This window comes from Petrotoga sp. SL27 (assembly GCF_002924605.1).
Taxonomy (GTDB): Bacteria; Thermotogota; Thermotogae; order Petrotogales; family Petrotogaceae; genus Petrotoga; species Petrotoga sibirica.
The window spans coordinates 30598-54373 of the sequence record NZ_JAIP01000011.1 but is presented as its reverse complement, the minus strand read 5'-3'; the positions used below and the strand labels follow the sequence as shown (position 1 = coordinate 54373).

Annotated in this window: 26 protein-coding genes and 2 tRNA genes; 10 read left to right on the top strand and 18 right to left on the bottom strand. The window is 33.6% G+C overall.

Going from position 1 to position 23776, the window contains the following annotated elements; translation table 11 throughout:
• Positions 1–21: 21 nt before the first annotated feature.
• Positions 22–3012: a glycoside hydrolase family 38 C-terminal domain-containing protein gene (locus tag AD60_RS03795; RefSeq protein ID WP_158248371.1), complete on the bottom strand. Its 2991-nt coding sequence runs from the start codon at positions 3010–3012 to the stop codon at positions 22–24.
• Positions 3013–3041: 29 nt separating this feature from the next.
• Positions 3042–4178, bottom strand: coding sequence for an ROK family transcriptional regulator (locus AD60_RS03790; RefSeq protein ID WP_103927368.1), 1137 nt, complete (start codon positions 4176–4178; stop codon positions 3042–3044).
• Positions 4179–4514: 336 nt separating this feature from the next.
• Here AD60_RS03790 and AD60_RS03785 point away from each other — a divergent pair, with 336 nt between their 5' ends.
• Positions 4515–4871 carry a hypothetical protein gene (locus tag AD60_RS03785; RefSeq protein ID WP_103927367.1) on the top strand — a complete coding sequence of 119 codons (357 nt, stop codon included), beginning with the start codon at positions 4515–4517 and terminating at the stop codon, positions 4869–4871.
• A 134-nt stretch (positions 4872–5005) separates the two neighbouring features.
• Here the strand turns inward: AD60_RS03785 and AD60_RS03780 are convergent, their stop codons facing one another.
• Both AD60_RS03780 and AD60_RS03775 read right to left on the bottom strand, forming a co-directional pair.
• Entirely contained in the window at positions 5006–5380 is a 375-nt protein-coding gene (locus tag AD60_RS03780; protein WP_233186813.1) for a transposase, read from the bottom strand.
• A gap of 119 nt (positions 5381–5499) precedes the next feature.
• Positions 5500–5829, bottom strand: coding sequence for a transposase family protein (locus AD60_RS03775; RefSeq protein WP_158248370.1), 330 nt, complete (start codon positions 5827–5829; stop codon positions 5500–5502).
• Positions 5830–6161: 332 nt separating this feature from the next.
• Here AD60_RS03775 and AD60_RS03770 point away from each other — a divergent pair, with 332 nt between their 5' ends.
• The 4 genes from AD60_RS03770 (at position 6162) to AD60_RS03755 (ending at position 10230) form a co-directional block, all read left to right on the top strand.
• Positions 6162–7442 (top strand): ABC transporter substrate-binding protein, encoded by a 1281-nt coding sequence (locus tag AD60_RS03770; RefSeq protein ID WP_103927364.1) that lies wholly within the window; start codon positions 6162–6164, stop codon positions 7440–7442.
• A gap of 19 nt (positions 7443–7461) precedes the next feature.
• Entirely contained in the window at positions 7462–8331 is an 870-nt protein-coding gene (locus AD60_RS03765) for a carbohydrate ABC transporter permease (RefSeq protein ID WP_103927363.1), read from the top strand.
• The gene (locus AD60_RS03760; protein WP_103927362.1) at positions 8331–9191 is read left to right on the top strand and encodes a carbohydrate ABC transporter permease; all 861 of its coding nucleotides are present in this window, start codon (positions 8331–8333) and stop codon (positions 9189–9191) included. Before AD60_RS03765 ends, AD60_RS03760 begins: the two co-directional genes overlap by 1 nt.
• 94 nt (positions 9192–9285) lie before the next feature.
• Positions 9286–10230, top strand: coding sequence for a diacylglycerol kinase family protein (locus tag AD60_RS03755; RefSeq protein WP_158248369.1), 945 nt, complete (start codon positions 9286–9288; stop codon positions 10228–10230).
• 88 nt (positions 10231–10318) lie between these two features.
• On the opposite strand, the gene AD60_RS03750 is transcribed toward AD60_RS03755, so the two are convergent.
• From AD60_RS03750 to AD60_RS03690, 13 genes are all read right to left on the bottom strand, one after another.
• Positions 10319–10528 carry a heavy-metal-associated domain-containing protein gene (locus AD60_RS03750; protein ID WP_103876090.1) on the bottom strand — a complete coding sequence of 70 codons (210 nt, stop codon included), beginning with the start codon at positions 10526–10528 and terminating at the stop codon, positions 10319–10321.
• A gap of 11 nt (positions 10529–10539) precedes the next feature.
• On the bottom strand, positions 10540–12759 hold the full coding sequence (locus tag AD60_RS03745; RefSeq protein ID WP_103876089.1) for a cation-translocating P-type ATPase: 2220 nt from the start codon (positions 12757–12759) through the stop codon (positions 10540–10542).
• Positions 12760–12776: 17 nt separating this feature from the next.
• Entirely contained in the window at positions 12777–13046 is a 270-nt protein-coding gene (locus tag AD60_RS03740) for a metal-sensing transcriptional repressor (protein WP_103876088.1), read from the bottom strand.
• Positions 13047–13291: 245 nt separating this feature from the next.
• Entirely contained in the window at positions 13292–15022 is a 1731-nt protein-coding gene (locus AD60_RS03735) for an ABC-ATPase domain-containing protein (protein WP_103927360.1), read from the bottom strand.
• A gap of 75 nt (positions 15023–15097) precedes the next feature.
• The gene (sat, locus tag AD60_RS03730; protein ID WP_103927359.1) at positions 15098–16252 is read right to left on the bottom strand and encodes a sulfate adenylyltransferase; all 1155 of its coding nucleotides are present in this window, start codon (positions 16250–16252) and stop codon (positions 15098–15100) included.
• Between the two features lie 290 nt (positions 16253–16542).
• The gene (gene cysC / locus AD60_RS03725) at positions 16543–17148 is read right to left on the bottom strand and encodes an adenylyl-sulfate kinase (RefSeq protein WP_103927358.1); all 606 of its coding nucleotides are present in this window, start codon (positions 17146–17148) and stop codon (positions 16543–16545) included.
• 322 nt (positions 17149–17470) lie between these two features.
• Positions 17471–17836, bottom strand: coding sequence for a 50S ribosomal protein L20 (rplT, locus tag AD60_RS03720; RefSeq protein WP_103927357.1), 366 nt, complete (start codon positions 17834–17836; stop codon positions 17471–17473).
• A gap of 39 nt (positions 17837–17875) precedes the next feature.
• The gene (locus AD60_RS03715; protein WP_103927356.1) at positions 17876–18073 is read right to left on the bottom strand and encodes a 50S ribosomal protein L35; all 198 of its coding nucleotides are present in this window, start codon (positions 18071–18073) and stop codon (positions 17876–17878) included.
• A 34-nt stretch (positions 18074–18107) separates the two neighbouring features.
• Complete coding sequence (gene infC, locus AD60_RS03710) at positions 18108–18641, bottom strand: translation initiation factor IF-3 (RefSeq protein ID WP_103927355.1); 534 nt, start codon at positions 18639–18641, stop codon at positions 18108–18110.
• Between the two features lie 203 nt (positions 18642–18844).
• A tRNA-Lys gene (locus AD60_RS03705) sits at positions 18845–18920 on the bottom strand.
• A gap of 39 nt (positions 18921–18959) precedes the next feature.
• Positions 18960–19190, bottom strand: coding sequence for an FmdB family zinc ribbon protein (locus AD60_RS03700; protein ID WP_103927354.1), 231 nt, complete (start codon positions 19188–19190; stop codon positions 18960–18962).
• A 108-nt stretch (positions 19191–19298) separates the two neighbouring features.
• On the bottom strand, positions 19299–19928 hold the full coding sequence (locus AD60_RS03695) for an N-glycosylase/DNA lyase (RefSeq protein ID WP_370445631.1): 630 nt from the start codon (positions 19926–19928) through the stop codon (positions 19299–19301).
• Positions 19929–19975: 47 nt separating this feature from the next.
• Positions 19976–20683 (bottom strand): hypothetical protein, encoded by a 708-nt coding sequence (locus AD60_RS03690; protein ID WP_103927352.1) that lies wholly within the window; start codon positions 20681–20683, stop codon positions 19976–19978.
• 195 nt (positions 20684–20878) lie between these two features.
• Here AD60_RS03690 and AD60_RS03685 point away from each other — a divergent pair, with 195 nt between their 5' ends.
• Genes AD60_RS03685 through AD60_RS03670 form a run of 4 tightly spaced genes read left to right on the top strand, consistent with a single transcriptional unit; the run spans position 20879 to position 22391 of the window.
• The gene (locus tag AD60_RS03685; protein ID WP_103927351.1) at positions 20879–21331 is read left to right on the top strand and encodes a hypothetical protein; all 453 of its coding nucleotides are present in this window, start codon (positions 20879–20881) and stop codon (positions 21329–21331) included.
• 10 nt (positions 21332–21341) lie between these two features.
• Complete coding sequence (locus AD60_RS03680) at positions 21342–21731, top strand: hypothetical protein (RefSeq protein ID WP_103927350.1); 390 nt, start codon at positions 21342–21344, stop codon at positions 21729–21731.
• 17 nt (positions 21732–21748) lie between these two features.
• Positions 21749–22051: an Asp-tRNA(Asn)/Glu-tRNA(Gln) amidotransferase subunit GatC gene (gene gatC, locus AD60_RS03675; RefSeq protein ID WP_103927349.1), complete on the top strand. Its 303-nt coding sequence runs from the start codon at positions 21749–21751 to the stop codon at positions 22049–22051.
• A gap of 1 nt (position 22052) precedes the next feature.
• Positions 22053–22391: a YraN family protein gene (locus tag AD60_RS03670; RefSeq protein WP_158248368.1), complete on the top strand. Its 339-nt coding sequence runs from the start codon at positions 22053–22055 to the stop codon at positions 22389–22391.
• Positions 22392–22396: 5 nt separating this feature from the next.
• On the opposite strand, the gene AD60_RS03665 is transcribed toward AD60_RS03670, so the two are convergent.
• Positions 22397–22468, bottom strand: a tRNA-Arg gene (locus tag AD60_RS03665).
• Between the two features lie 144 nt (positions 22469–22612).
• On the opposite strand from AD60_RS03665, the gene AD60_RS03660 reads away from it, so the two are divergent.
• On the top strand, positions 22613–23707 hold the full coding sequence (locus AD60_RS03660; RefSeq protein WP_103927347.1) for a BMP family protein: 1095 nt from the start codon (positions 22613–22615) through the stop codon (positions 23705–23707).
• The last annotated feature ends 69 nt before the right edge of the window (positions 23708–23776 follow it).

Sequence of the window (23776 nt, the reverse complement as noted above, 5' to 3'; positions counted from 1 at the left end):
GAAAATGAAGTAAAAAATCAATTATGTATCAAATATTAAGGTCAGAATACTGTTCTTCTCAATACTAAAGGTGATCTCATCGACTTTATTTTCAACAGGTTTTAACTCACCATTCCCCATATTCGCAACATATGCTTTTTTTATTTTGATATTTGGTATACGCAAAGTGCCAATTGAATTTTTCCCACTAATTTCTTGAAGTCGAATTTGAAACCTGTTTTCTCTAACTTTTCTTGCAGCTAAAATCCAAACGTTTTCTGGTTCAACAGATAAGAATGAAACATTCTTTTTAATCATTTCATATGGGAAGGTTACCCCTGATAAGGGATTTTGTATTTGTGTGCCAAACCTATAAGCTTTTATTGGGTCAAAAGATCCTTGATGACTAGTTATACTATAATGAAATTCGATTTCTCCTCCTTGTTTGTTTGGGAAATTAGTATCCCAGATATTATTCAAAGCGTATGAATACACTGTAGTGGGTTCATCAGATTTGAGAGTGGGCTCAAATGGATTATATGGGATATAAATATTTTTTAGTTGTATCAAAGGAGCTTCCTTTGTTCCCAAAATTATAGTGTATTTTGAATTACTTACAGAGAGCCAATTCTGTATGGCTTTCATATAATGACATGAGCCTGGAACAAACTCATCATCTAAAGATATATCTTCCCCAGTTATTTCGTATCTTATTTTTCCATTTTCTACGTTGAAAGGAAAAGCAAAATATACTGCTTCTTTAGTTTCTGTTTCAATTTTTTTTATCCTATTAGCAAAATCTATTCTTTTTATTTCGTTGTATAAAACTATTTCTTGTTCTATCCATTCACAACCTGGAACATGTAGAGTCACAATAGATTTTTGATATATCTGATTGTCTTTTAAAATTTTTATTTTCGATAAGATTTCTGGATGTCTATCGCCAAATTCGAAGTTTAATATGTCTTTTCGTAGAGTTATAGTTTTGTTTGATGAATATCTATGGCCAAGAAGAGTTTCTGCTTTTCCTTCTATTCTGCTAGATAAATGATTAAAACGAGGTGCTGTTGTAAATTGGTCGTAAATATACTCATTGAAATGAAAGAAAGCATTTTGATTAACAAGTTCTACTCCTAATTCTTTATCTATAATACTTTTTATTGTCCCACTTTCCTGATCAAAAGATATTTTGTAAAAGGAGTTCTCTAAAATATACTTTTCTTCTTTGCTAGAGACTTCTTTTAGAGATTCATTTTCTTCTTTTTTTAATATAGAATAAGATTTTGTTCCAATAGCAGGGACATCTTTTGCAACGAAAGTTACTTCCGCTCCAAGGGGTCTCGGTATTTCCCCTATTTGTAACCTTAAGTTAAATTTTATCTCCTCACCATTCTCATCAACTATTTTAAAGGGTTTCCTAACGTCACATTTTCCTAAAGGTATGAATGCTTTAACTATATCGGTTCGTACAAAAGAAGCCGGATTGTAAACCAATATCGTGTTGTTTTCACTAACAACTTTACTATTTAACAAGATTGGTAATAAATGTAAGGCTTTACGATATTCGAATAGGCTTTTATTATATGCATTTTGTGCGAAGCTTTTCTTTATAGACCATTGTATTTCACCAGAAGTGTTGTGAGTTAATGAATTTTCCCAAGGATTCCACGCCCCCCAGGTGTGCTCATCGAATAAGACCATATTTTCACGAGCGCTATCTAATATTTCTTTTGGATAGGTTTGATCTTGGTAATTCATTTCTATAATCGAAAGAAGAGTTTCAGCCGCTCTCAAAACATTATGAGTTGTTCTATTTAACCCCATTGTGCAGGCATTTGAGGCAATCCCATCTGACCACCAGTCTGTCCAATCACCTTTAAAAACCGGAATATCTTGGGTATCTTGACCTTCTATATATTCAAAAAATTGTTTGTTGGTTGAGATGATTAATTTAGGATATTCCCATTTTTCGTTCCATTTTTTGGCGATTTCAGAAGGTGTGATGCTTGGACCAGCGTTGTCCCAACCTCTTCCTTGTACACGAAGGTGAACAGCATTGAATCTATAATTTTCACTTTTTAATTGTCCTAGCAATTCAGGCAACTTTTCATAAACTTCTTCATAGCTTTTGTCTATTCCAATATTATTTCCTTCCATATAAACACCATGAGGAGTATCTGTGTACCACACCAAAACCTTCTTCCCATTTTCCAATTCCCAATAAAACGGACGCTGTAATTTTTTCCCTGGAAGTAGATAAGGAATAGATCGTCCAGCATAATTATGAGCAACAGAAAGGTATTTGATTCCCATGTCTGTCAGACATTTTAAAAAACCTTTGGTATGCCCTGGCACATCGCTTTGCATAGCGACATCAATTTTGATACCAAATTCATCCCTAAGTCTTTGAGTTAGTTCAAATGTTCCAGCGAGTTCATCAATATCATACGCTTCTGTATGCATATTTATATAAGCCCCGCAAACTTCGATCCTTCCTTCCTTTATTCTTTGGATCATCCTTTCAATTTGTAAGTTTGGTCTACTTTTCAGCCAATATTTAAGAGGCCATGTAACTTCTATTACCCATTTAAAATCATCTTCTGAATTACTATTTTGAAGATCGCATAGTTCCAAAGCTTGATCCAAATATTTTAAATGATGATCTATTACCTCTGGTTGGGGATCAGTGTAACCTATGTCTAAGTGACTATGATGAATTATGAAGATTTTCCAATGTCTTTCGGGATTTACTATTACATTACTTTTCAACTCTTCTGTTTCATACCTAAGAAGAACATCATATTCAGTGGGTTCGTTTACTTCAGGCACATACATTTCTAACCGAGTTTTCCCAGATTCAATCTTTGGAAATTTCTTAGAAATTTTATTCTTCTCGTTGGTTAATATGATTTCCATTTCAAATATTTCTTTTTCTAACTCTAAATCAACAAATAGGACTTTTTTTAGTTTATTTGATTCTTTCACATAAAATATAGAATCCTTTATTGTGAATTCTTTTATCTTTTTCTCCATTTTTCCCCTCCATCTCATCATATTAAAGATTATATTTTTTCTTGTATCAGCTCTTTTAAAAATTCTATTAACCCATACTTTGCAGCCCCTAAAGATATTACAGGTTCATCAACATCAGAATAAACGATGCTTGTTTCTTGCTTGTGAAATAAGTACCTTTTGACAGTTTCATTTATTTTTTCTAAAAAACTCTTACCCAAATATTTTCCCTTTCCTCCTATAAAGATAGAAGAAATTCCAAAATAATGAATAAGTGAAAGAATAATAATTGAAAATTGTTTAGTTACTTTATTAATTACTTCATCCATTTCTTTCTGATATTCTGATAAATGACTCACATATTCGATGTCTTTAACCGGTTTTAAAATTTTATCTTCTATTTTTTTGACTATTAAATCAATTCCATACTCATCTTCAAAATATTTCATCTTATTGTTTTTTACGATAATAGTTTGTCCGATTTCACCAGCATATCCATTGACTCCGCGATAAAGATGATTATCAATTATTATTCCCGCCCCTATTCCTTTATCGTAAAGGATATATATGAAAGAATCTAAATTTTTTCCTTTTCCATAATACTTTTCTCCAATTGCACCCATATCAGCATCATTCCCTAAGCAAGCAAATACATTATATTTTTCTTTTATCTTTTTTATTAAAGGGAAATTAGCGAATTCTGGTAATTTTGGTGGTTCTTTGATTATTCCTTTTTCTGTATCTAAAGGACCTGGAACCCCAAAAGATATTACTTCGACTTTTCTATTTGTAAGTTCAGCTTTCCTCATCAATTCATCTATCGCTTTGTAAACTATGTTTATTTGTGGATTTCCTTCTATATATGGATAATCAACATTGTAAAGGACTTCTCCACTTGAGTCAATTAAACAACCATTCACTCTGTCTCTTAATATTCCAACCCCAATAACGTGTACAAAATCCTTAACTATTTTTAAATTTATAGACGGCCTTCCTACTCCATTGGGAGAAACTTTTACCTCTTCAATGAAGCCTATATTTAAAAAATTCTTCACTATATCTCCAATAGTAGTTTTTGTTAATCCGGTTTCTTCAGCAATATCCACTCTAGACATTTCCTTATTGATTAGTAGATCCAAAACTTTTATAGAATTGTTAATGCGTACCATTTCATTAGGTGATTTCAAAAAGGTCTCAACTCCTAAAATTTGAGTTAATAAGTATAGAAACTTTATTAATTATATTTTATATCTACTTTCATCAAAAGTCAAGTTCGATAAACCCAAATTATACTAAATTAGAGGCGATTAAAAATGAATAATAGCGATTAGGCGCACAAATGTTATTTTTTCAAGTAATTTTATTTGAAAAATTATCAATTGATATGTGGTAGAATTTAGAAAAAATTATGGAATTTAATAATTTTATACGAAGGTGAATTTGTCTGTAAAAAAGTCAATACTATATTTCTTTTTATTGTTTTTATATCTGCTACACTGTTTCCTTGGAGTGGGCATGAGGCGATGACTTATTATATAATTCAAGATTTACCGAGGTATTGTTTTGATAGTGCTGCGAAAGAAATTATTTTGGGGGCAGAACCTATCTTTTTTGATAGTTACGAAGACTACGTTCAAGAGATAATGGACTATACTCTTAGTAAATTTTCTTTGATTCATTCAGAAATCAAAGCCCAGTTTGGGGAAAGTTTAAACGATTATGTAACTAGTGAACAAATTAGAAAGATGGATGAAGAAGGAAAATTCTCAAAACTTAAAGGAGAAACGCTGAGTATATTGTCTTATTCTTCTTCCATAATAAAAGGATTCTTAATCGATTTTCTTGAATCAGTTGGTCAAATACAGTTAGTTGGAAACTGAAAGTTTTAAACAGATTTGAAAGAATAAAATAATAATTTTTATACAAAAATCAAAAAATATGTGGAAATTTTAGAAAAACTTTCTTAATATCTATGGCTAACTGAATACTGGTTCTTTCCACTGATTGTTGAACCCTATCCACTATTCTCAAGTAAAAGAACTTTCTGTCTCAGCGTCTCAAATTTGTTTCTTCCATACATTATCCTTTTAATAACTTTTAGTTTAATCAGAGAACCTTCTGCTAGTCCATCATTGTATTCATATATAATAGCATTTCTAACCGCTTGAATATCCCTTTTTAAACCGTTCACAAATTTATCTATCTTTCTGATTTTTAGATTACTTGCTTTTTCTATCCATTCTTCAAGTTTTTCAACGTTTTTTGATTCTAACAGATGTTTGAATTCATTTACGAGGTTTATTATACTTTCAATAACAGGGTATATTTGAATGATCTTTTCGTACAACTCTTTTGAAAGAGCTTCTAATTGTTCAACTGGTTTGTACAGTAGTTTGATTAAATCTTTTCTTTTTATCCTTATTTCTTTTGAATCTTCAACTTTTAAGTTTCTTTTTGCTAAATATATTCCAATGTTTGAATAACTACCTGTATAACCTTCACCCCTTATTATTTCAAATATCTCTTTTCCAACCTTTTCGTCCTTTTGAATTTTGGTTCCACAAAGTCAAGAGGTTCAGCAAACGTCTTTTTCTTACGCTCTTTGTTTTTACAGAACATCTTTCTTCTTATTACAACTATCGTTGTTTTTTTACCTTGTATCGGTAAATCTTGAAAGCTTCTTTCATACCTTGAATGTACTTTTTTGGATGGCTTCCCACAATACGGACAGATTACTTCTTTTTTAGCTGATTTCACCCAAATTGTTATTCTATCTCCCGATACCTCATGTTTAACGTATTCTAAGTTCTCATCCAACAACTTAACTATTTCTTCCATTCCCCTCATCCTCTTTTAAGTGATTTTCATCAATTATATTACCTGAGGCTAATCTGGTCAACTGTTAGTAGAAAGAACCAACTTTTCGTTTAGTAAGTGCATCAACCGTGTTTATTTAAATTTAAACAACTGTAATAAAAAATAATCAAGTTTGACATAATTAAAAATATGTGTTATAATCAAATAGTAATGTTTTTTTTACATTTCAGAATTTAGACCCTTTAGAAATAAAAATATTTTTCAAAAAGCATGCTCTGGAGAAAAAAGAGGTGAAAGGCGAGTTTTAGAGTTTCTAAATACGATACAAAATTTGAAAAAGGAGGTATTTATTCATGAGGAAAAGGTTAACTATTTTGGTGGTATTTGTAGTACTTGCTTTTACAATTTTTGGTCAGAACGGTAAGGTAACTGTCATGGCAGTATGGGGCGGGCAAGAATTAGATGCATTCATGAAAGTTGCAGAGGTTTTTGAGGCAGCTACAGGTATTGTTGTGCAGTACGAAAGTACAAGGGATCTTCCAACTCTGATAACCACTCGTCTAGAAGCTGGAAATCCACCTGATATAGTGGCGTTGACAGGATTGGGCCTAATGAAGGATTTGGCTCAAGAAGGTGCTTTAGTTGATTTAACAAAAGTTTTAGATATGTCTACATTAGAAAAAGATTACAGTGAGACGTGGATTGACCTCGCTAGTTACGATGGTGGTCTGTATGGATTGTATATCTCTGCTGATGTTAAGAGTTTAGTTTGGTACAATGCCAAAGCTTTTGCAGCAAAGGGATACACTATTCCTAAAACTTGGGATGAGATGGAATCTTTAATGGATAAAATGGTGGAAAACGATGATGTGCCATGGTCAATAGGCCTTGAATCTGCAGCTGCCAGTGGTTGGCCTGGGACGGACTGGATAGAGGATATTATGTTGAGAACAGCTGGACCAGAAGTGTATGATCAATGGGTTAATCACGACATTCCATGGACTGATGCTAGAGTTAAAAGAGCATTTGAAATTTTTGGAAATATAGTTCGTGATCCAAAATTAACATGGGGTGGCCCTACTGCTGCATTAGCCACCAATTTTGGAGATGCCGCTAATCCTTTATTCACCGATCCACCTCAAGCTTATCTCCACCGTCAGGCTAGTTTTATAGTAAGTTTTATCAAAAAGAACTATCCTGACTTGGTGGCAGGTGAAGATTTCAACTTCTTTATCTTCCCTCAAATCGATGAAGAATATGGTACACCAATGCTTGGAGCTGCTGATATGATCAGCATGATGAACGATACCCCAGAAGCTAGAGCTTTCATGAGGTTCTTGGCAACACCTGGGGCTCAATCGATCTGGGTTTCTGAGTTAGGTAAACTGGGTATCAATAGTAGAATTAATCCCAATGTTTATCCAGATGATTTAACTCGAGATATGGCAAATGCATTACAAGAAGCTTCAACATTCAGGTTTGATGCTTCAGATATGATGCCATCAGCTGTTGGATCTGGTGCCTTTTGGACAGGTATTCTGGATTATGTTAACGGCGAAGACTTAGATAATGTTTTGGAGTACATTGAATCAGTAGCTGATGAGACATATACTACAGGGAAAGCCACCGATTAAATGGTAGGTGATGAAGGTAATGAAGAGTAAAAAATATAGATTATGGCCGGTCCTTTTTCTAGGGCCAGCCCTTTTTTTACTAGGTGTTTATTTGTTGTATCCTTCTATACACACAATAATAATAAGTTTTATGGATAAAAGATCTGTGAATTTTGTTGGTTTACAAAATTATATTTATGTTTTCACATCAAAAACCATGTTAACCGCATTTAAAAATAATTTTTTATGGGTTATCTTTTTTACGCTATGTACCGTTGGTTTAGGTTTGATAATGGCGGTATTAGCCGATAGAATTAAATATGAAAAATTTGCTAAAACAATCATTTTTATGCCTATGGCTATTTCTTTTGTTGGAGCAGGTGTTATATGGAAGTTTGTGTACGATTACAAGCCTTTAGGTGTAAATCAAATAGGATTACTGAATCAAATAATTGTTTCTCTTGGAGGAGAACCGAAAGCTTGGCTCATTCAAGGTCCCTGGTTAAATAATTTCGTATTGATATTTGTGGGAATATGGATTTGGACTGGGTTTTGTATGGTAATTCTTTCAGCAGCCTATAAAGGTATACCACAAGAGTTATTGGATGCAGGAAGAGTCGATGGTGCTAATGAATTCCAAGTATTTTTTCATATAATTTTACCCTATATGAAATCTACAATAGCTGTTGTTACCACCACAATGGTCGTGAATGTATTAAAGATCTTCGATATTGTGTATGTTATGACGAATGGTAATTATGGAACTGAGGTTATAGCGAATCGCATGTATAAAGAGATGTTTCAATACAGAAATTACGGAAGAGCAAGTGCAATTGCAGTAGTATTATTTTTGTTGATAATACCCGTGATAATAATGAATTTGAGAAGAATGAAAGGAGAAAAGAGTTGATGGAAACGAGGAGAAGGATAAAGCCAGGAATGGTAATTTTAAACATTTTCATTATTTTTATGATGCTAATATGGATTTTGCCCACTCTCGGATTATTAATTACTTCTTTTCGACCAGCAGAAGATGTGGCAAAAACGGGGTGGTGGACAGTTTTCAATAGTCCTTTAAAATTCACACAATTTACGTTGGATAATTACCGCGAAGTTTTGACAAAAAGAGGCCTAGGAACAGCCTTTAAAAATAGTTTTATTATAACAATATTTGGTACTCTACTACCTATTATTATTGGGGCTTTTGCTGCCTTTGGATTAGCTAAAATAGAATTTAAAGGCAGAGGATTTATTTATGCCCTTATCGTAGGATTGTTAGTGGTTCCTCTACAATTAACTTTTATTCCTATTTTAAGGTTGTATAATAATTTAAACTTGTCTGGTACATTTGTGGGTTTGTGGTTTGCACATACAGCATATGGTTTGCCTTTTGCCATTTTTATGTTACATAATTTTTTTATCTCTCTACCTAATGATCTTTTTGAATCTGCCCGTATAGATGGGGCATCTACTTGGACTTCTTTCTATAGGTTAGCTTTACCTCTATCTGTTCCTGCGATAGCATCGTTGGTTATATTTCAATTTTTGTGGGTTTGGAACGATCTTTTAGTTGCTTTGATCTATTTGGGAGGTACAAAGGATGTAGCTCCTCTTACGGTAGTTTTAGCAAATATGGTTGGTTCTTATGGACAAAATTGGCATCTATTAACTGCTGCAGCTTTTATATCAATGATTATTCCAATTGTCATTTTCATTTCGTTACAAAAATATTTTGTAAGAGGGATACTTGCTGGGGCTATAAAAGGTTAATTTCAAAACTGGGAAAAAATAACTTAATTAAAGATTTGTTCTTGAAAAGTAGTTAAGTATTAGGATGTTAGGATGAAAGAGGAGATTTACTATTGTGGGCCAAGATAAAATATTATTCATAGTCAATCCTGCGGCGGGTGGTGGTAAAGCCCTAAAAGTATGGACAAAGAACATCTATCCTATTTTGGAAAAGGAAAAGATAACCTTCGATTATCTATTCACCAAAAAACCTTACGATGGTTTTAACTTGGCAATGGAAGGGATCAAAAAAGGGTATAAAAAATTAATTTCTGTTGGTGGAGATGGAACTGTCAACGAAATAGTTAATGCAATGATGTGGCAGGATATTATCGATCCAGTTGAAATATCAGTTGGTTCTATTGGTTCTGGTTCGGGCAACGATTGGGGGAAAAGCGTAGGTATACCTACTAATTATGAAGAGGCGGTAAGCAATTTACAGAAAGACAATTTTATATTGCAAGATGTTGGTAAGGTTGGTTATATTCAAAAAGGCGTTGAAAAAACAAGATATTTTGTGAATGTTGCAGGAATGGGGTTTGATGCAGAAGTCACCTATAAGGCAAATAAAAGTAAAAAAAGATTGTTTGGCAAGCTTTCCTACTCTTTAATTCTGTTGAGCACCTTACTTTCGTTCAAGGATCCCTATATTGAAATCAAAATTGATGGAGAAAAGGTTTATGAAAATCAAGCTTTAACCTTGAATGTTGGAATTTGTAGATACAGTGGAGGAGGGATGATGTTTACACCTAAAGCAAAATACGACGATGGACTTTTCGACATAACTGTAGTTGATAAGATATCTGTTGCTACAATTTTATCAAATTTAAGGAAAATATACGATGGTTCTTTTATAAATCATGAAGCTGTGGAAACCTTTAGAGGAAAATCGGTAGAAATTACATCCAAAGAAAAGCTGTATTTAGAGGTAGATGGTGAATCTTTAGGCCACTCTCCTTTGTATTTTGAAATTTTCCCGCAAAGACTAAAAGTTTTAAGTGGATTATCAATAGAGCATTGATTGGACTGCTGAAAAAAATATGAAAGTAAAAAATTTAATCAATTAATAATATTAGCAGGAGCCACATAAGCTCCTGCTTTTTGAAAAATTATTCCTGGCTTACCAATTTTGGGGGATAACCTATTTCATCCAGTAAGTTTTCTATTTTTTCGGGTTCTTGGAGTGTTTCAACTTCAACTTTTTTGTTTTCTAAATCAATACTGAAATCTTGTACAATACCCGAAGACTTTAACTGCTTTTCTATGTTCATTTTGCAATGTTCGCAAGACATATCTGGTACATCAAAGATATATTTCATTGTTCCACCTCCTATAGTTTTTTTGTAATTCGACTAGAATTGTAAATAACGTTTATGGAACTAAATAACATAGCAATCTCTGCTATAGCTGGGTGAAGGATTCCAACCATTGCCAAAGGTATTGCAATAATGTTGTAGAAGAATGCCCAGAATAAGTTTTGCTTGATTTTTTTAAAGGTTATTTCAGATATCTTTATTGCATCTATTACTTTTGAAATTTCTCCTTGGCTTATTATTACATCCGCAGATTCTATTGCTAAATCCGTTCCGTTACCTATTGCAATACCCATCTCAGATGATTTTAAAGCTGCGGCATCGTTTATTCCATCGCCTATCATAGCTACTTTTTTCCCTTCTATCTGATATTTTCTGACTATTTCTACTTTATTTTGAGGAGATATATTTGCAAAGACTTTATCAATTCCAACCTTTTTAGCAACGGCTCTGGCGGTGTTTTCGTTGTCGCCTGTTACCATTATGGGTTCCATTCCCATTTCTTTTAATTTTTTTATAGCTTCTACTGCATCACTTTTAATCTCATCAGCGATTCTTATGTACCCAACAATTTTTTCATTTTTACTTACCTCTATTACCGTCTCTGCGTTTTCCATAAATTCTTGGTAGGGTTTTGCATCACGTGGTTTACCTATATAGTATTCATTGTTTTTGTATGTTCCAACGATTCCTTTGCCTGTTATTTCCTCTATTTCTTCGATTTCAATGTTCTGATTCTTAATATGCTCATGTGCGTATTCGACTATGGCTTTAGCCAATGGGTGAGTAGAATTTTTCTCTATTTCTGAAATAATAAAAAATGTTTCATCATCTAAATTGTGTTCGATAACTGAAGGTTGGCCTTTAGTTAAGGTTCCAGTTTTGTCCATGAGAATTGTATCTATATCTTTAGCCGTTTGGATGGCTTCTCCATTTTTTATGATCAATCCTTTTTTGGCAGATACAGAACTTGCAGCCACAAGGGCCATAGGTGTTGCTAAGCCAAGTGCACATGGGCACGCTATAACAAGAGTGGCAACAAAAGAAAAAATTGCTGTAGATAGAGGGCCGGCATCTGTAAGAACCCAAGGAATGACATTTGAAGCGTTAATCAAAAAAGGTTGAAATGTTTCATATTGGAAAAACCAAAGCATAAAGCTTAAGACAGCTAAAGAAAAAACCGTTGGTATGAAATACAAGGTTATTCTGTCAGCCAGAGCTTGAATAGGTACTTTAGAGGATGAAGCTTCTTCTACAAGTTTGATCATTTGATTTAGGAATGTGTCTTCTCCCACTTTTTCTACTTTTATTTTTAAGAGTCCAGATTCGAGTATTGTTCCACTCACTACGGAATCCTGCTCGCCTTTTGATACAGGTAATGGCTCCCCACTTATCATAGATTCATTTATCGAAGCTTGTCCTTCTAAGATAGTACCATCTAAAGGAATTTTTTCACCTTGTCTCACCAGTATTAAATCACCTACTTTGACTGTCTCTATGGGTAATTCAACTACACCTTCATTAGTAATTACATTGGCTTTGTCAACTTTCATGGAAAGAAGGAGCTTTATTTCTCTTGAAGTGCTATGTTTCATCCTTGCTTCGATGTATCTCCCTATCAAATTCAAGGTAATCAACATCGATGCAATAGTACCAAAAGAAAGAATATTTAAGCCTACAATTGCTAAAATCGTTGTTGCCCAAGCGGAAATAGCCCCAAGAGAAATTAATGTATCCATATTTGTATGAAGATGAGATAAAGCGATCCAGGAGCTTTTTAAAGTTTTTTTGCCCGGTATTAAGATAGTGGCGCCTGCACCGATTAACTCAATCAATAGCAGAAAAGGAATATTCAATCCACTCATATTTAAGATCATAAGAACCATAAGAGGAATCGTGAAAGCTAATGAAATATACATATCTTTGCGTGATTCTTTGAATCTTTTTTCTATCAAATCCTCTGTAGGCATTTCTTCAGAAACCTTGTATCCAACGTCTGATACAGCCTTTTTGATTTTGTTCATCGGAATAGCTTCTTGTGATATTAATACAGCTTTTTCTGTCGCTAAATTGACGGAGACATATTTTACCCCTTCTAATTTTTTAAGCGCCCTTTCTACATTTTTTACGCATGTAGCGCATGTCATCCCCTGAACGCTGAATGATACTTTATTATTTTCGTCGAATTTTTCTTGAGAATTTGTTGGTTCTAACGATTTTTCTTTGACTTCACTCATTTACTACACCACCTTTTCTAAGTTTTTTTGAGATAATCGAAAACCTCTTCAAGTTCTTCCAATTTTACATTGATTTCTTCGGCATCGTTAGAAGATGTGGCATCTTTCACGCACGTTTCTATGTGTTTTTTCAATATTTCAGAGTGAGCATTTTTTAAAAGGGAAATTGTGGCTAACAGTTGCTTAGATATATCAATACAGTATCTTTCTTCTTCAATCATTTTTATAGCTGCATCAATCTGTCCACGCGCTGTTTTAAGTTTTCTAAGAGCCTTTTCATGTTTCATAAAATCACCTCCTTTTTATCCATCCCACCAGGGGAGGGTAAAAAAATTATAAACTATTTTTATTACAATCAAATTAATTATTCATTTTTAAAGGGTGCAAAATCTTTAAAACTTATTAAATTAAAATAGTTCACTTACTCATGAGTTACTAACTTGTGAGTAAGTAACTCTAAAGTTAGTGATATTATCACACAAAATCGATTTTTTGGTGAAAAGCCTAAGTTTTGTTTTACAAAATATACTATTTAAATTTCCACTCTTTTTACTTTAAGACTTCGTAACCTATTTAAAGCGGCCCCTACCTCGTACGGTCTTGGTTTTACGTAATCACCATCAGGGTAGTTAAAAGGAGAAATAATTTTAAGTCCTTTTTTTTCTAAAATACTGAAGATTTTATTCAATATGTCACTCAGCGAGCTCTGACCGTCTATAATTCCTTCCTGTAGAGCAAAGACAAGGATATGACCAATTGTTTTGGTTTGTTCTCTATTTAAAAGCTGCTCAAGGTTACTCAATTCAATATTGTTTCTACCAAAATGAATAACGTCTTTGCTTGCGGCTTCAACTTTTAATTTATTTCCCCGCTTAGGGTTAATACTACCAGGATCGGGAAACCTGCGACAAATTCGACCGAATTTAACTGAGCTTTCCTTTTTTCGCTGGGAAGGAAGCTCTCTGGCAATCTTGTGTGCCAGATCTGTTACATTCTTAGGTCTGTATTCATCCATCATGATCACATGATTTGCAACATCAAAGTAATCTCCAGCTCCTCCAACTACGGTCACAGTAGAAACTTTATAATCATTATATAAGCTTTTGACTTTATCAATAAAAGGGGTAATAGGTTCTTTATCTTTAGCAACCAACCTTTGCATTCGGGAATCTCTAATCATAAAGTTAGTGGCGCAAGTATCTTCATCAATTAATAATAGTTTAGTACCAATCTCTAGGGCTTCAATAATATTGGCAGCCTGGGAAGTACTTCCACTAGCATTCTCAGTACAAAAATCTGTAGTTGTTTCACCCTGAGGTAAGTTGTTAATAAAGGGACTAATATCAACCTTTTCAATTCTTCTTCCATCTTCGGCTCTTATCTTAACAGCATCTTTTCTAGTAACTACATATTCTCGTCCATCGCCAAGGATGTGGTTATAAACTCCTTTTTCTATAGCGTTGAGTAAAGTTGATTTTCCATGGTATCCACCCCCCACAATAAGGGTTATTCCTTCTTTAACACCCATCCCTTTAATTTTTCCTAGATGGGGAAGATCAAAGATTACTTCATATTCCGGTGGTGACATAAAATGTACAACTTTATTGCCAGTTAAAGGACGATCATCAATCCCACTTTGTCTAGGTAAAATTGAACCATTTGCGATAAAAGCCACCAATCTTTGTTCCTCTAGTTTTCCTCGTAAAGTCTCTTGATCCTCAACGACTTGTACATGTTTTTCCAATGATGAAGAGTTGATATTGTCATAATAAAGAGTAGAATTAATAATTTTAGGTAGTTCTTCAAAAAACATTTTGAAAGCTTCGTTGCCCAGTACTCTACGACCAGCTGCGGGTAAACCTAAACTAAGCCGGGCTTCTATCATATCTTTATTAAACTCAACAGAGGTTCTTTCCAATACTTCCTGACCTGTCTTAGCAATGGCAATCAGTCCGCTTTTTCCAGATCCCCTTTGACCTTTGCTATATTTTTTTATGGCTTGCTCAATTAATCTGGTTAAAAAATCAGCTACTGCAGTTTGTCTTATCTTGTTTTCCCAGAACCAGTCTGGAAAATTTGTTACTTGTTGGTCTATTCTAATTAGAATGCTGGAAGGACTGGCAAAAGGATCTCCTTGTACGTAGGGTATCCCTAACTTGTAATAGCCAAAATCATACCAGTTTGATTGTATCTGTTTATAAGCCTTATATCCTCTTCCATTAATACTTTTGAGTGTCTTCTTTAATTCTTCCTTATTTTGCATCTTCAAACCCCCAAAAAAGGCGCCTTATGCAGACGCCTTGTATATTTTTTAATATTTTATCTAAAATTAACTAAATCATTTGTTCATATAATATTCCATGAGTATTTCTGCAACCTCGGCTCTTGTGAACTCTTTTGGTGGTTTTTCTCCTTTTGAAAGCATTTCCCTTACCTTGGTCCCACTGAGGAACACATGATCTTCTTTTCCGTGTGGACATGTCTTTGCCGTTGCCATGTTTTCACATTTTTTGCAATAAAACGCATGCTCAAATTTTAGTGGTACTATCCCTATCTCTTCGGGTTTAAACTGGTCAAATATCTCTTGAGCTTCGTAAGTTCCGTAGTAATCTCCAACACCTGCATGGTCTCTTCCTACAATAAAATGTGTACATCCATAATTCTTTCTACATATCGCATGAAAGATTGCTTCTTTTGGTCCAGCGTATCTCATGTTAACAGGGAATACCCCTAAAAACACCCTTTCTTTTGGGTAATACTTGTCCAATATAACTTCGTAGGATTTCATTCTCACATCAGAAGGAATGTCTTCATCTTTTGTTTTTCCCACCAACGGGTTTAAGAACAAACCATCGACGATTTCAAGTGCTGTTTTCTGCAAATACTCGTGTGCCCTGTGTATGGGATTTCTTGTTTGAAAGGCTACTATCGTCTTCCATCCCTTTTCAGAAAATAACTTTCTTGTATCTTTTGGATCGAACCTGGACTCTTGAAAGTTTTCGTGATCTATCCTGTTGAGTAAGGTAATCTCTCCACCTAAAGCTATCTCTCCTTGCTCGTATAAAAACTTCACCCCAGGATGGGCTTTGTCTTGTGTTTTGTAAATTTTCAGTGCCTCTTCTTCTTTCCTTCTTTCGAACTTTTCTTGAAGATGTAGTATGGCGTACTCTTTTGAATCTTCTTGGTTCTTTATCAATACGTCTTCTCCCACTTTTAATTCGTCTGCAATCTCTTTTTTTACCGATAGAATTATTGGAATAGACCATACCGTTCCGTTAGATAATCTCATATTGTTTAAAACAGAATCGTAATCTTCTTTTGTCATAAACCCTTCTAAAGGGCTGAATAGACCAGTTGCAATGTTTTCTAACTCAGATAGATCAAAATAAGTTACATTTATACTTTTCAACTCTTTCGACTTATTTAACCATTCTTTCTTTTCTTCTTCAGTAGCTATTTTGTTGACCAATTTTCCACCGTGTGGCTCAATCATTTTTTAGACCTCCATAATTAGACGTTAAGGGGTAAATCCCTTAAGAACCCCAAATTCAAAATCAAAGTTTATTTAAAAAAGCATTTTGCACAAATCAGCAATAAGCTTTTTGCACAAAGCTGCAAAAAAACAAAGTTTGCATCCTGCAGCAAACGCTCCCCCCTCAAAGAAAGGGACCTGCGGTCCCTAGCTAGGCAGATAGGAGGGCTCCGCCCTGTGACCCTTTTAAAATCAAAGTCTTATTCATAAAACTGTTTCAGCGACCTTTCCCCGCTCCTCACCAGATTTGTTCAAATGATAACATTGTTTTTCAAATATTCAATAACCTTTTCAACCGATTCATCTATGCTTTCTACATCAGTGTTCAAAATTAATTCGGGATTCTCAGGTTCTTCGTAGGGAGCTGAAATACCTGTGAAATTTTTTATTTCTCCTTTTATCGCCTTTTCGTACATACCCTTTGGGTCTCTGCTTTTTAATTCGTCAAGTGGACATTTTACGTATATCTCTACGAATTCCCCCTCTTTTACTAACTCTCTTACCCTCTGCCTATCTTTTTTGTATGGGGAAATGAAAGCTGTCATTGTAATTATCCCAAGATCTGCAAACAATTTTGCAACCTCACCTATCCTTCTAATATTTTCCTCTCTATCCTGAGGAGAGAATCCTAAATCACCATTTAAACCATGCCTGATGTTGTCTCCATCCAAAACATACGATAATTTCTCCATTTTTAATAGTCTTTCTTCCAATTCATGAGCTATAGTTGATTTTCCAGATCCAGATAACCCTGTAAACCAAAGGATTACTCCTTTTTGTCCTAAAAATCTTTCTCTATCTTCTTTTTTTACCTTCCCAGCATGCCATACTACATTCTCGCTCTTTTTTTTCTCCACTTTTATACCTCCTAAAGCTTAATCCATTAATGTCTTAAGAAACTCTGCGCCCGCCCTGTAACCCTTTTAAAATCATAATTTTATTGTTGAAAATCTTTTTATTTCTAAAGTGTCTACTTAATCCATAATCCTTAATAAAAGCACTCTATCAAGAAGATTATACTCTAATCAGAGGGTACAGTCAAGTTAACTCATGAGATCATTATTAATAGTCATCGAAATGGAGTATTGTTATGAACTGTTATGGGGGTTAGGTTAAAAAGGGAAGTTAAACTGACTGTGGATAAAAAAATAAGGGCGAGTGGATTCGCCCTTTTAGTAGTTATTGTACACTTTCAGTTAGAGATTGTTTAGCAATATTTACGTATTCATTGAATCCATCTGGATCGTTTACGGCAAGTTCAGAAAGCATTTTTCTGTTTATGTCGACGTTAGCCAATTTTAAACCATGAATTAACTCATTATACTTCAATCCTTTTGCTCTGGCAGCAGCATTGATCCGTGTTATCCAAAGGTTTCTGTAATCTCTTTTTTTGTTTTTTCTACCCGCATAAGCGTATTTTCCGGATTTATAATATTGTTGTTTTGCTAACGAATAACGTCTACTCACTGCGCCTCTGTAACCTTTGGCCGCTTTCAAATATTTTTTTCTTTTTTTACGAGAAGCAACAGATCTTTTAATTCTCATATTCTATACACTCCTTTAACTTAAGTTTAATTCAAATCATCATTTTAGTCCAAGTGATTTCTTAACTTTATCCGATATTTCCTTAGGTACTTCAACCTCTTTTTTAAGTCTTCTCATATGGCTGCTTTTCTTGAAGCCTGTATTATGCCCAACATTGTTTCTATGTCGAAGAATTTTTTCACTACTAGTGACTTTGAACCTTTTTTTTGCCGATCCTTTTGTTTTTAATTTAGGCATCTTGATTCCTCCTAATTTTTAGAATATAGATTACTTATTTTTTGTCTTCAGTGATTGGGATTGGTTCTAAAATAATATCCATATCTTTACCCAATAATTTTGCCTCTCTGGAAACTTTTGCAATATCGGATGTCTTAGATACCACTTTGTCAAGTATTTCCTTACCTTTTTCTTTAAAAAGTATATCTCTACCTAAGAACATAATTACTACTCTTACTTTATAACCATCTTCTAAAAATTCCCTTATCTTTTTCAATTTGGTATTGAAGTCATGCTCATCGATTCTAAGTCTGAATTTCATTTCTTTAAAGACTTGCTTTTTTTGTTTTTTCTTCGCTAATTTTTCCTTCTTTTCTTTTTCATAGATATATTTACCATAATCCATCATTCTGGCAACTGGAGGTTTAGCTTGAGGAGCCACCAAAACTAAATCCACTCCTGCTTGTTCGGCTAATTTTAACGCTTCTTTTGTTGACATCTCTCCTAATTTGTTTCCATCTTGATCTATTACCAGAACTTTTCTAGCTCTGATTTCTGCATTTTTAGCGACTTTATCGCTTATATACAATCACCTTCCTTGTTTGATTGATAAAAACGGGTGACATCTGTGTCACCCGTTATTTCTTAAATACAAAAAAATCTCTTTTTTCAACCAAGAGCCTTTTTTCAAAATTTGTACCCCTGACGGTTTTTGATCATTCCCCGGGGTGGGAAGTTAACTGCGGGTGACTTCCTCTTTATTTATTATATTATATAATATTAAATTAATTCTGGTGGGCCATGCGGGGGTCGAACCCACGACCTACTGATTAAGAGTCAGTCGCTCTACCAGCTGAGCTAATGGCCCTATTCCATTTTCTAATTATACCTTAACTCTATTTGTTTGTCAAGAAGCGATTTGATCTGATTCTTTACTTGACGAAGAAGACTTTGACTTGGATTTTCTTGAATCAGTAATGTAAAATCCTTCACCTTTGAAAGAAATTCCAACGTTACTAATCATCTTTTCCGTTTCCGAACCACATAGTTCACATTTAACTTCAGGTGTTTCATTCATAGAATGCAATACAGTGAACTCATAACCACAATTTTTACATTTATGCTTATACAGAGGCAATTTTATCTTTCCCCCTTTTTGTATTTATTGATAAAAAATGACAACTAATCATCATGTAGCGTATCAAATTTATGTGAAATTTCATATGTTATGTATGTTAATAGTTTTTTATTTGTCTATTTGCCCAGTTTCCATATACCATAGATACAGATCTAATTTTCCTAATGGTTCTCCAATGATTCTTGAAAAAGCGATGAGTTCTTTTTCAAGCTTTGTGTACTTTTTCTCTGTCCAAGAAGGTTTAGGGACTTCTTTCACAAGGTTATAATCCTTCATAACTCTCAATATATGCTTATCTAATATAGCGACGTCTTCTTTTCCAACATTTCTTAAAAAATGGCTAGCTTCTTTCCAACCTATACCTTTTACATTTTCAACCAAAAATCTTCGACTTTCTAAAATATCTTTTTGAAGTAAGTTTTTCAAACCTCCGATTATCCATCTGTTTTCAACTATATAACGTGATCGGGTGTTTGGAAACCTATGCCCAACTTCTTTTAGTTTTGATATTAATTGCTCTTCGTTGTAATAAGCGAAACCTTCTTTTGTGATTAATTTCTGTGCTTTTATGCCCCCCTTTGCCCTCCAATTTGCCGTTAACACACAAAAAGATAACTCACTGAATAAATCCAATTCATCACCATTTTGGCCAATCTGTTTAAACTCTTCAAATCTTCTTTCAACTTCATCCTTGATGATCGGCCTGAGTTCTTTTATTTTACTAGCCAAAAGATCTATAGGTTTTGATATTTTAGATTGGGTCATCTACCTCCTCCAAGAATGTTTTAATTAGTTGCTTTTTTTCTGTTAGATCTTACAATTAAGTAGAAACCTATGATCATATATACGATAAGAGAAATAAAAATACCAAAAAACTCGGGTTGACTTAGCTGTTCCCATCCATTCAACAAAGAATTATTGCCTATGGTTATGGATGTGTGTTTTTCCAATAAATAGATGGTGTAAAAAGAGAGAATAAAAGCGCCAAATATTACAGAGATGATTGAAATAATCGACTGATAATTCTTTGAAAAGATTATGGCAACAATAACACCTAAGATAGCAAAAATTATCCAGGGAATGTAAGAAATGGAAAAAGGTAAATTATTCAACCATTCTCCATTTGAAGAGATGATAAAAGTTCCTATTGAATAACCAACCAATCCCCCTAAGAGAAAACCACCAACTACAAAGGCTATATTAACCAGATGATAGAATACAAAGCCGAAGATCAAACTAAATATCAAATAAATAAAAAAACTGTAATCACCAAACGTAAGGACAAAGTTACTGATTAACGGGATTTTAAGCAAATAAGGTATCAATATGGAATAAGACGCATAAACACCCAAAAGAAAAATAGTAACTTGGGAAGAAATTTTTGAAAAAAGCAAAAGTATTAAGGATAAAGGCAACAAAATATAGACTGAATTAACTAGTAATAAATAGAGATTTGTAAAAGCCTCAGTATTGATAAAATCGGGAGGAATCATATGAATTTCACCCCTTCGTAATTAAATTAATATTTTTAAAAGCTTAAATCAACTAATTGTACCACATAATTTTGATTGATAGGATGAATTTTATGGTATAATTCTTAAAAAGATTTCAGCTTCTTTTGGTGGGGTGAATGTTTACTAAAGGTTTCTATAGAAAGAGAAAAATCAAAAGTTAAAGGAGGAATTAAATTGGGGAGTTTAAGAATCGAAGTTGATGAAGAATTTATAAATGGGTTAATAGACAAAGTTATAGAAGAAAATACTCAAGTGCAAGGCCTAAAAAATTTGAATGTACAACTGAGGGAAGATGGAATAAATTTTCAAATGGAGGTTAATTTTTTAGGGGAAGATTCAACGGTAGAAACTTTAATTAAAATTTTAGAAAAGCCTGAAGATTTAGAAAACGGTAAGTTACGTTTGTCCTTGAGTGGTGATGAAGGGGTTAGAAAGATTTTAGAAGGCATATTCTATATACTTTCAGAATTCAGTGAAGCGGTTTCTTCAAAAGATTACGAAATTCTAATAGATTTTAATAAAATAAAAATAAATCCTTTTATAGATACTATGTTAAAATCTTTAAAAATTTCTCGATTTGTTCTTCAAGATGGAAAATTTGAATTAGTTCTCGACTTCAAAAAATAGGTGGTGAATAATGAAAGAAATATCGTTGGAAATAGACGAAGAGGCAGCCAAAGAATTCCTGATAAAAGTTTTAGAAAACAGTAAATTTTACTTCCTGAAAAACATATTTGATCACGTGTCGAATATAGAGTTCAACGATAACGAAATTAGATTCAAGGTGTTGATGTTCAATTACTATTTAAAATTAAAGGCGTACCCTAAGCTCCTAACAGGAAGATACGAATTTTTTCAAAATATTCCTACAAAAATGATCAAAAAAGAAGAACTTCCGGAATTTGTTGAATTAAACGAAAAGACCATAATTATCAACATCCCCGAGAACCCTGTGAGTAAAAATATAAGCATAGAGAAATTTGAGATAAAAAATGGGAAAGTAAAGCTCATTTTAGGGTTGAATTAAGAAAGGAGTAACAAATTATGGAAATAAATAACGAATTAATAAAGAAATTGAAAAAACTTTCCAACATAGAATTGAATCAAAGTGAAGAAGAAAAAATAAAAAAAGATCTAAACGATTTATTAGATTATCTAAAAATATTGGATGAAATAGACGTTGACGGGGTTGAAGAAATGATCTCCCCAGTCGAATTCTCGACTTCCGTTTTAAGAAAAGATGAAGTAGAAAGCTTTGAAAACAAAAAAGAAATAATAAACAACTTTCCAGAAACTAAAGACGGTTTCCTCACTGTACCTGGTATACATGTTAACGAGGAAGAATAATTTGAATACAAAAGGAAAAGTCTACGAAGACAAAGCTGTTTCTTACTTTTTGAATAGAGAATATAAAATAATTGCAAGGAATTTTTCTTACAGGTACGGTGAAATAGACATAATAGCTTTAAAAGACAAAATATTACATTTTGTAGAAGTAAAAGGTGGGGAAAAGACCTTCGGTGACCCTGCTATTAGGGTAAATTCTAAAAAATTAAAAAAAATAATGAAAACAGGGAATTATTTCTTAGCTACTCATAAAAACATAGAATTTGATGAAATTCAAATTGATGTAATTTCTATCACTAACGATGGACTCATAAATTATTACCCAGCTCAAAGGCTATAAAAAAGTGCCCCTGGAAGGAGTCGAACCTTCATTTGTGGATTAGGAATCCACCGTTCTATCCGTTGAACTACAGGGGCTTGCTAAAGACAAAAACTATTATAGCAGAAAATTTGACAGCTGTCAATCAATGGCGAGTATTAAGCTGAGCTACTAGTTGAAAGGAAAAATAATATGTTTTAAAGTTTGTAGAAACAACAAACAATTATATGGGGGTAATAAGCATGAAAAAAGTTTTTGTTCTTTTGATAGCGCTTATTATGTTTGTGAACATGTTTGGGTTAAAGGTTATTATGGTGACGGATGCAGGAGGACTTGGAGATAAATCTTTCAACGATGGTACATGGGCTGGTGTTCAAATGGCTGTTGAACGGCTCCCTAATATTGAAGCAGAAATACTCATATCTAAAGAACAAACTGATTACGTTCCAAATCTAACCAACGCGGCTCAAAGAGGAGATGTAGTAATAGGTGTTGGATTCATGATGGCAGATGTTTTGTTCAATATTGCAATGCAGTATCCTGACACTTTTTTCATAGGGATAGACATAGAACCATCTCTTAATCAAGTAATTCCTTCTAATTTAGCTCTTTATACTTTTAAAGAAGAAGAAGGTGGATTTTTACTCGGGTATTTGGCGGCTTCTATGACAATAACTAATACAGTGGGCTTTATCGGGGGGTTAGAAATCCCACCTGTTAAAAGGTATGAAATGGGGTATCGTTCGGGAGTTAAAGCTTTTAATGAAATCAAAGGGAAAAACGTAACGGTTATTACTGGTTACGTAGGAAGCTTTACAGATTCCTCAAAAACCAAACAAATAGCTCTTTCACATTACAATCATGGAGCTGATATTATTTTCACAGGGGTAACAACTGCAGCTGTTATAGATGCTGCCAAAGAAGTAGGCTCATCATTTTATGGCCTGCCTAATAACGCCTCTTTAAACCAAATTATAGACAAGTACTTTGAAAAAGGGCGAGGGTATTTCGTAATTGGATACGATATGGACCAAGATTATATGGCACCGGGGTATGTTTTAACAAGTTCAAGAAAAAAGGTTGATGTTGCTGCATTCGAAGGGATCAGATCTGCATTATACGACAGAAATTTTAATTACGGCCATCATGTTCTAGGAATAGAAGATGGAGGTATGGGAATCTCTCCAATGAAATATACGAAGGGAATGGTTCCAAATGAAGTTATTGCTGAATTAGTTTTTTTGGAAAAACTGGTGAAAGATGGAGAAATTAATATACCAAAAAATGAAACAGAATTAGGCTCTTTTGATGTTAGCTTTATAAATATTCCATTTTAAAGAATTCATACAGATGGGTGGGCTGCTGGGGGAAGGGGAGCTTAAGCAGATATATGTAACTTAGAATGT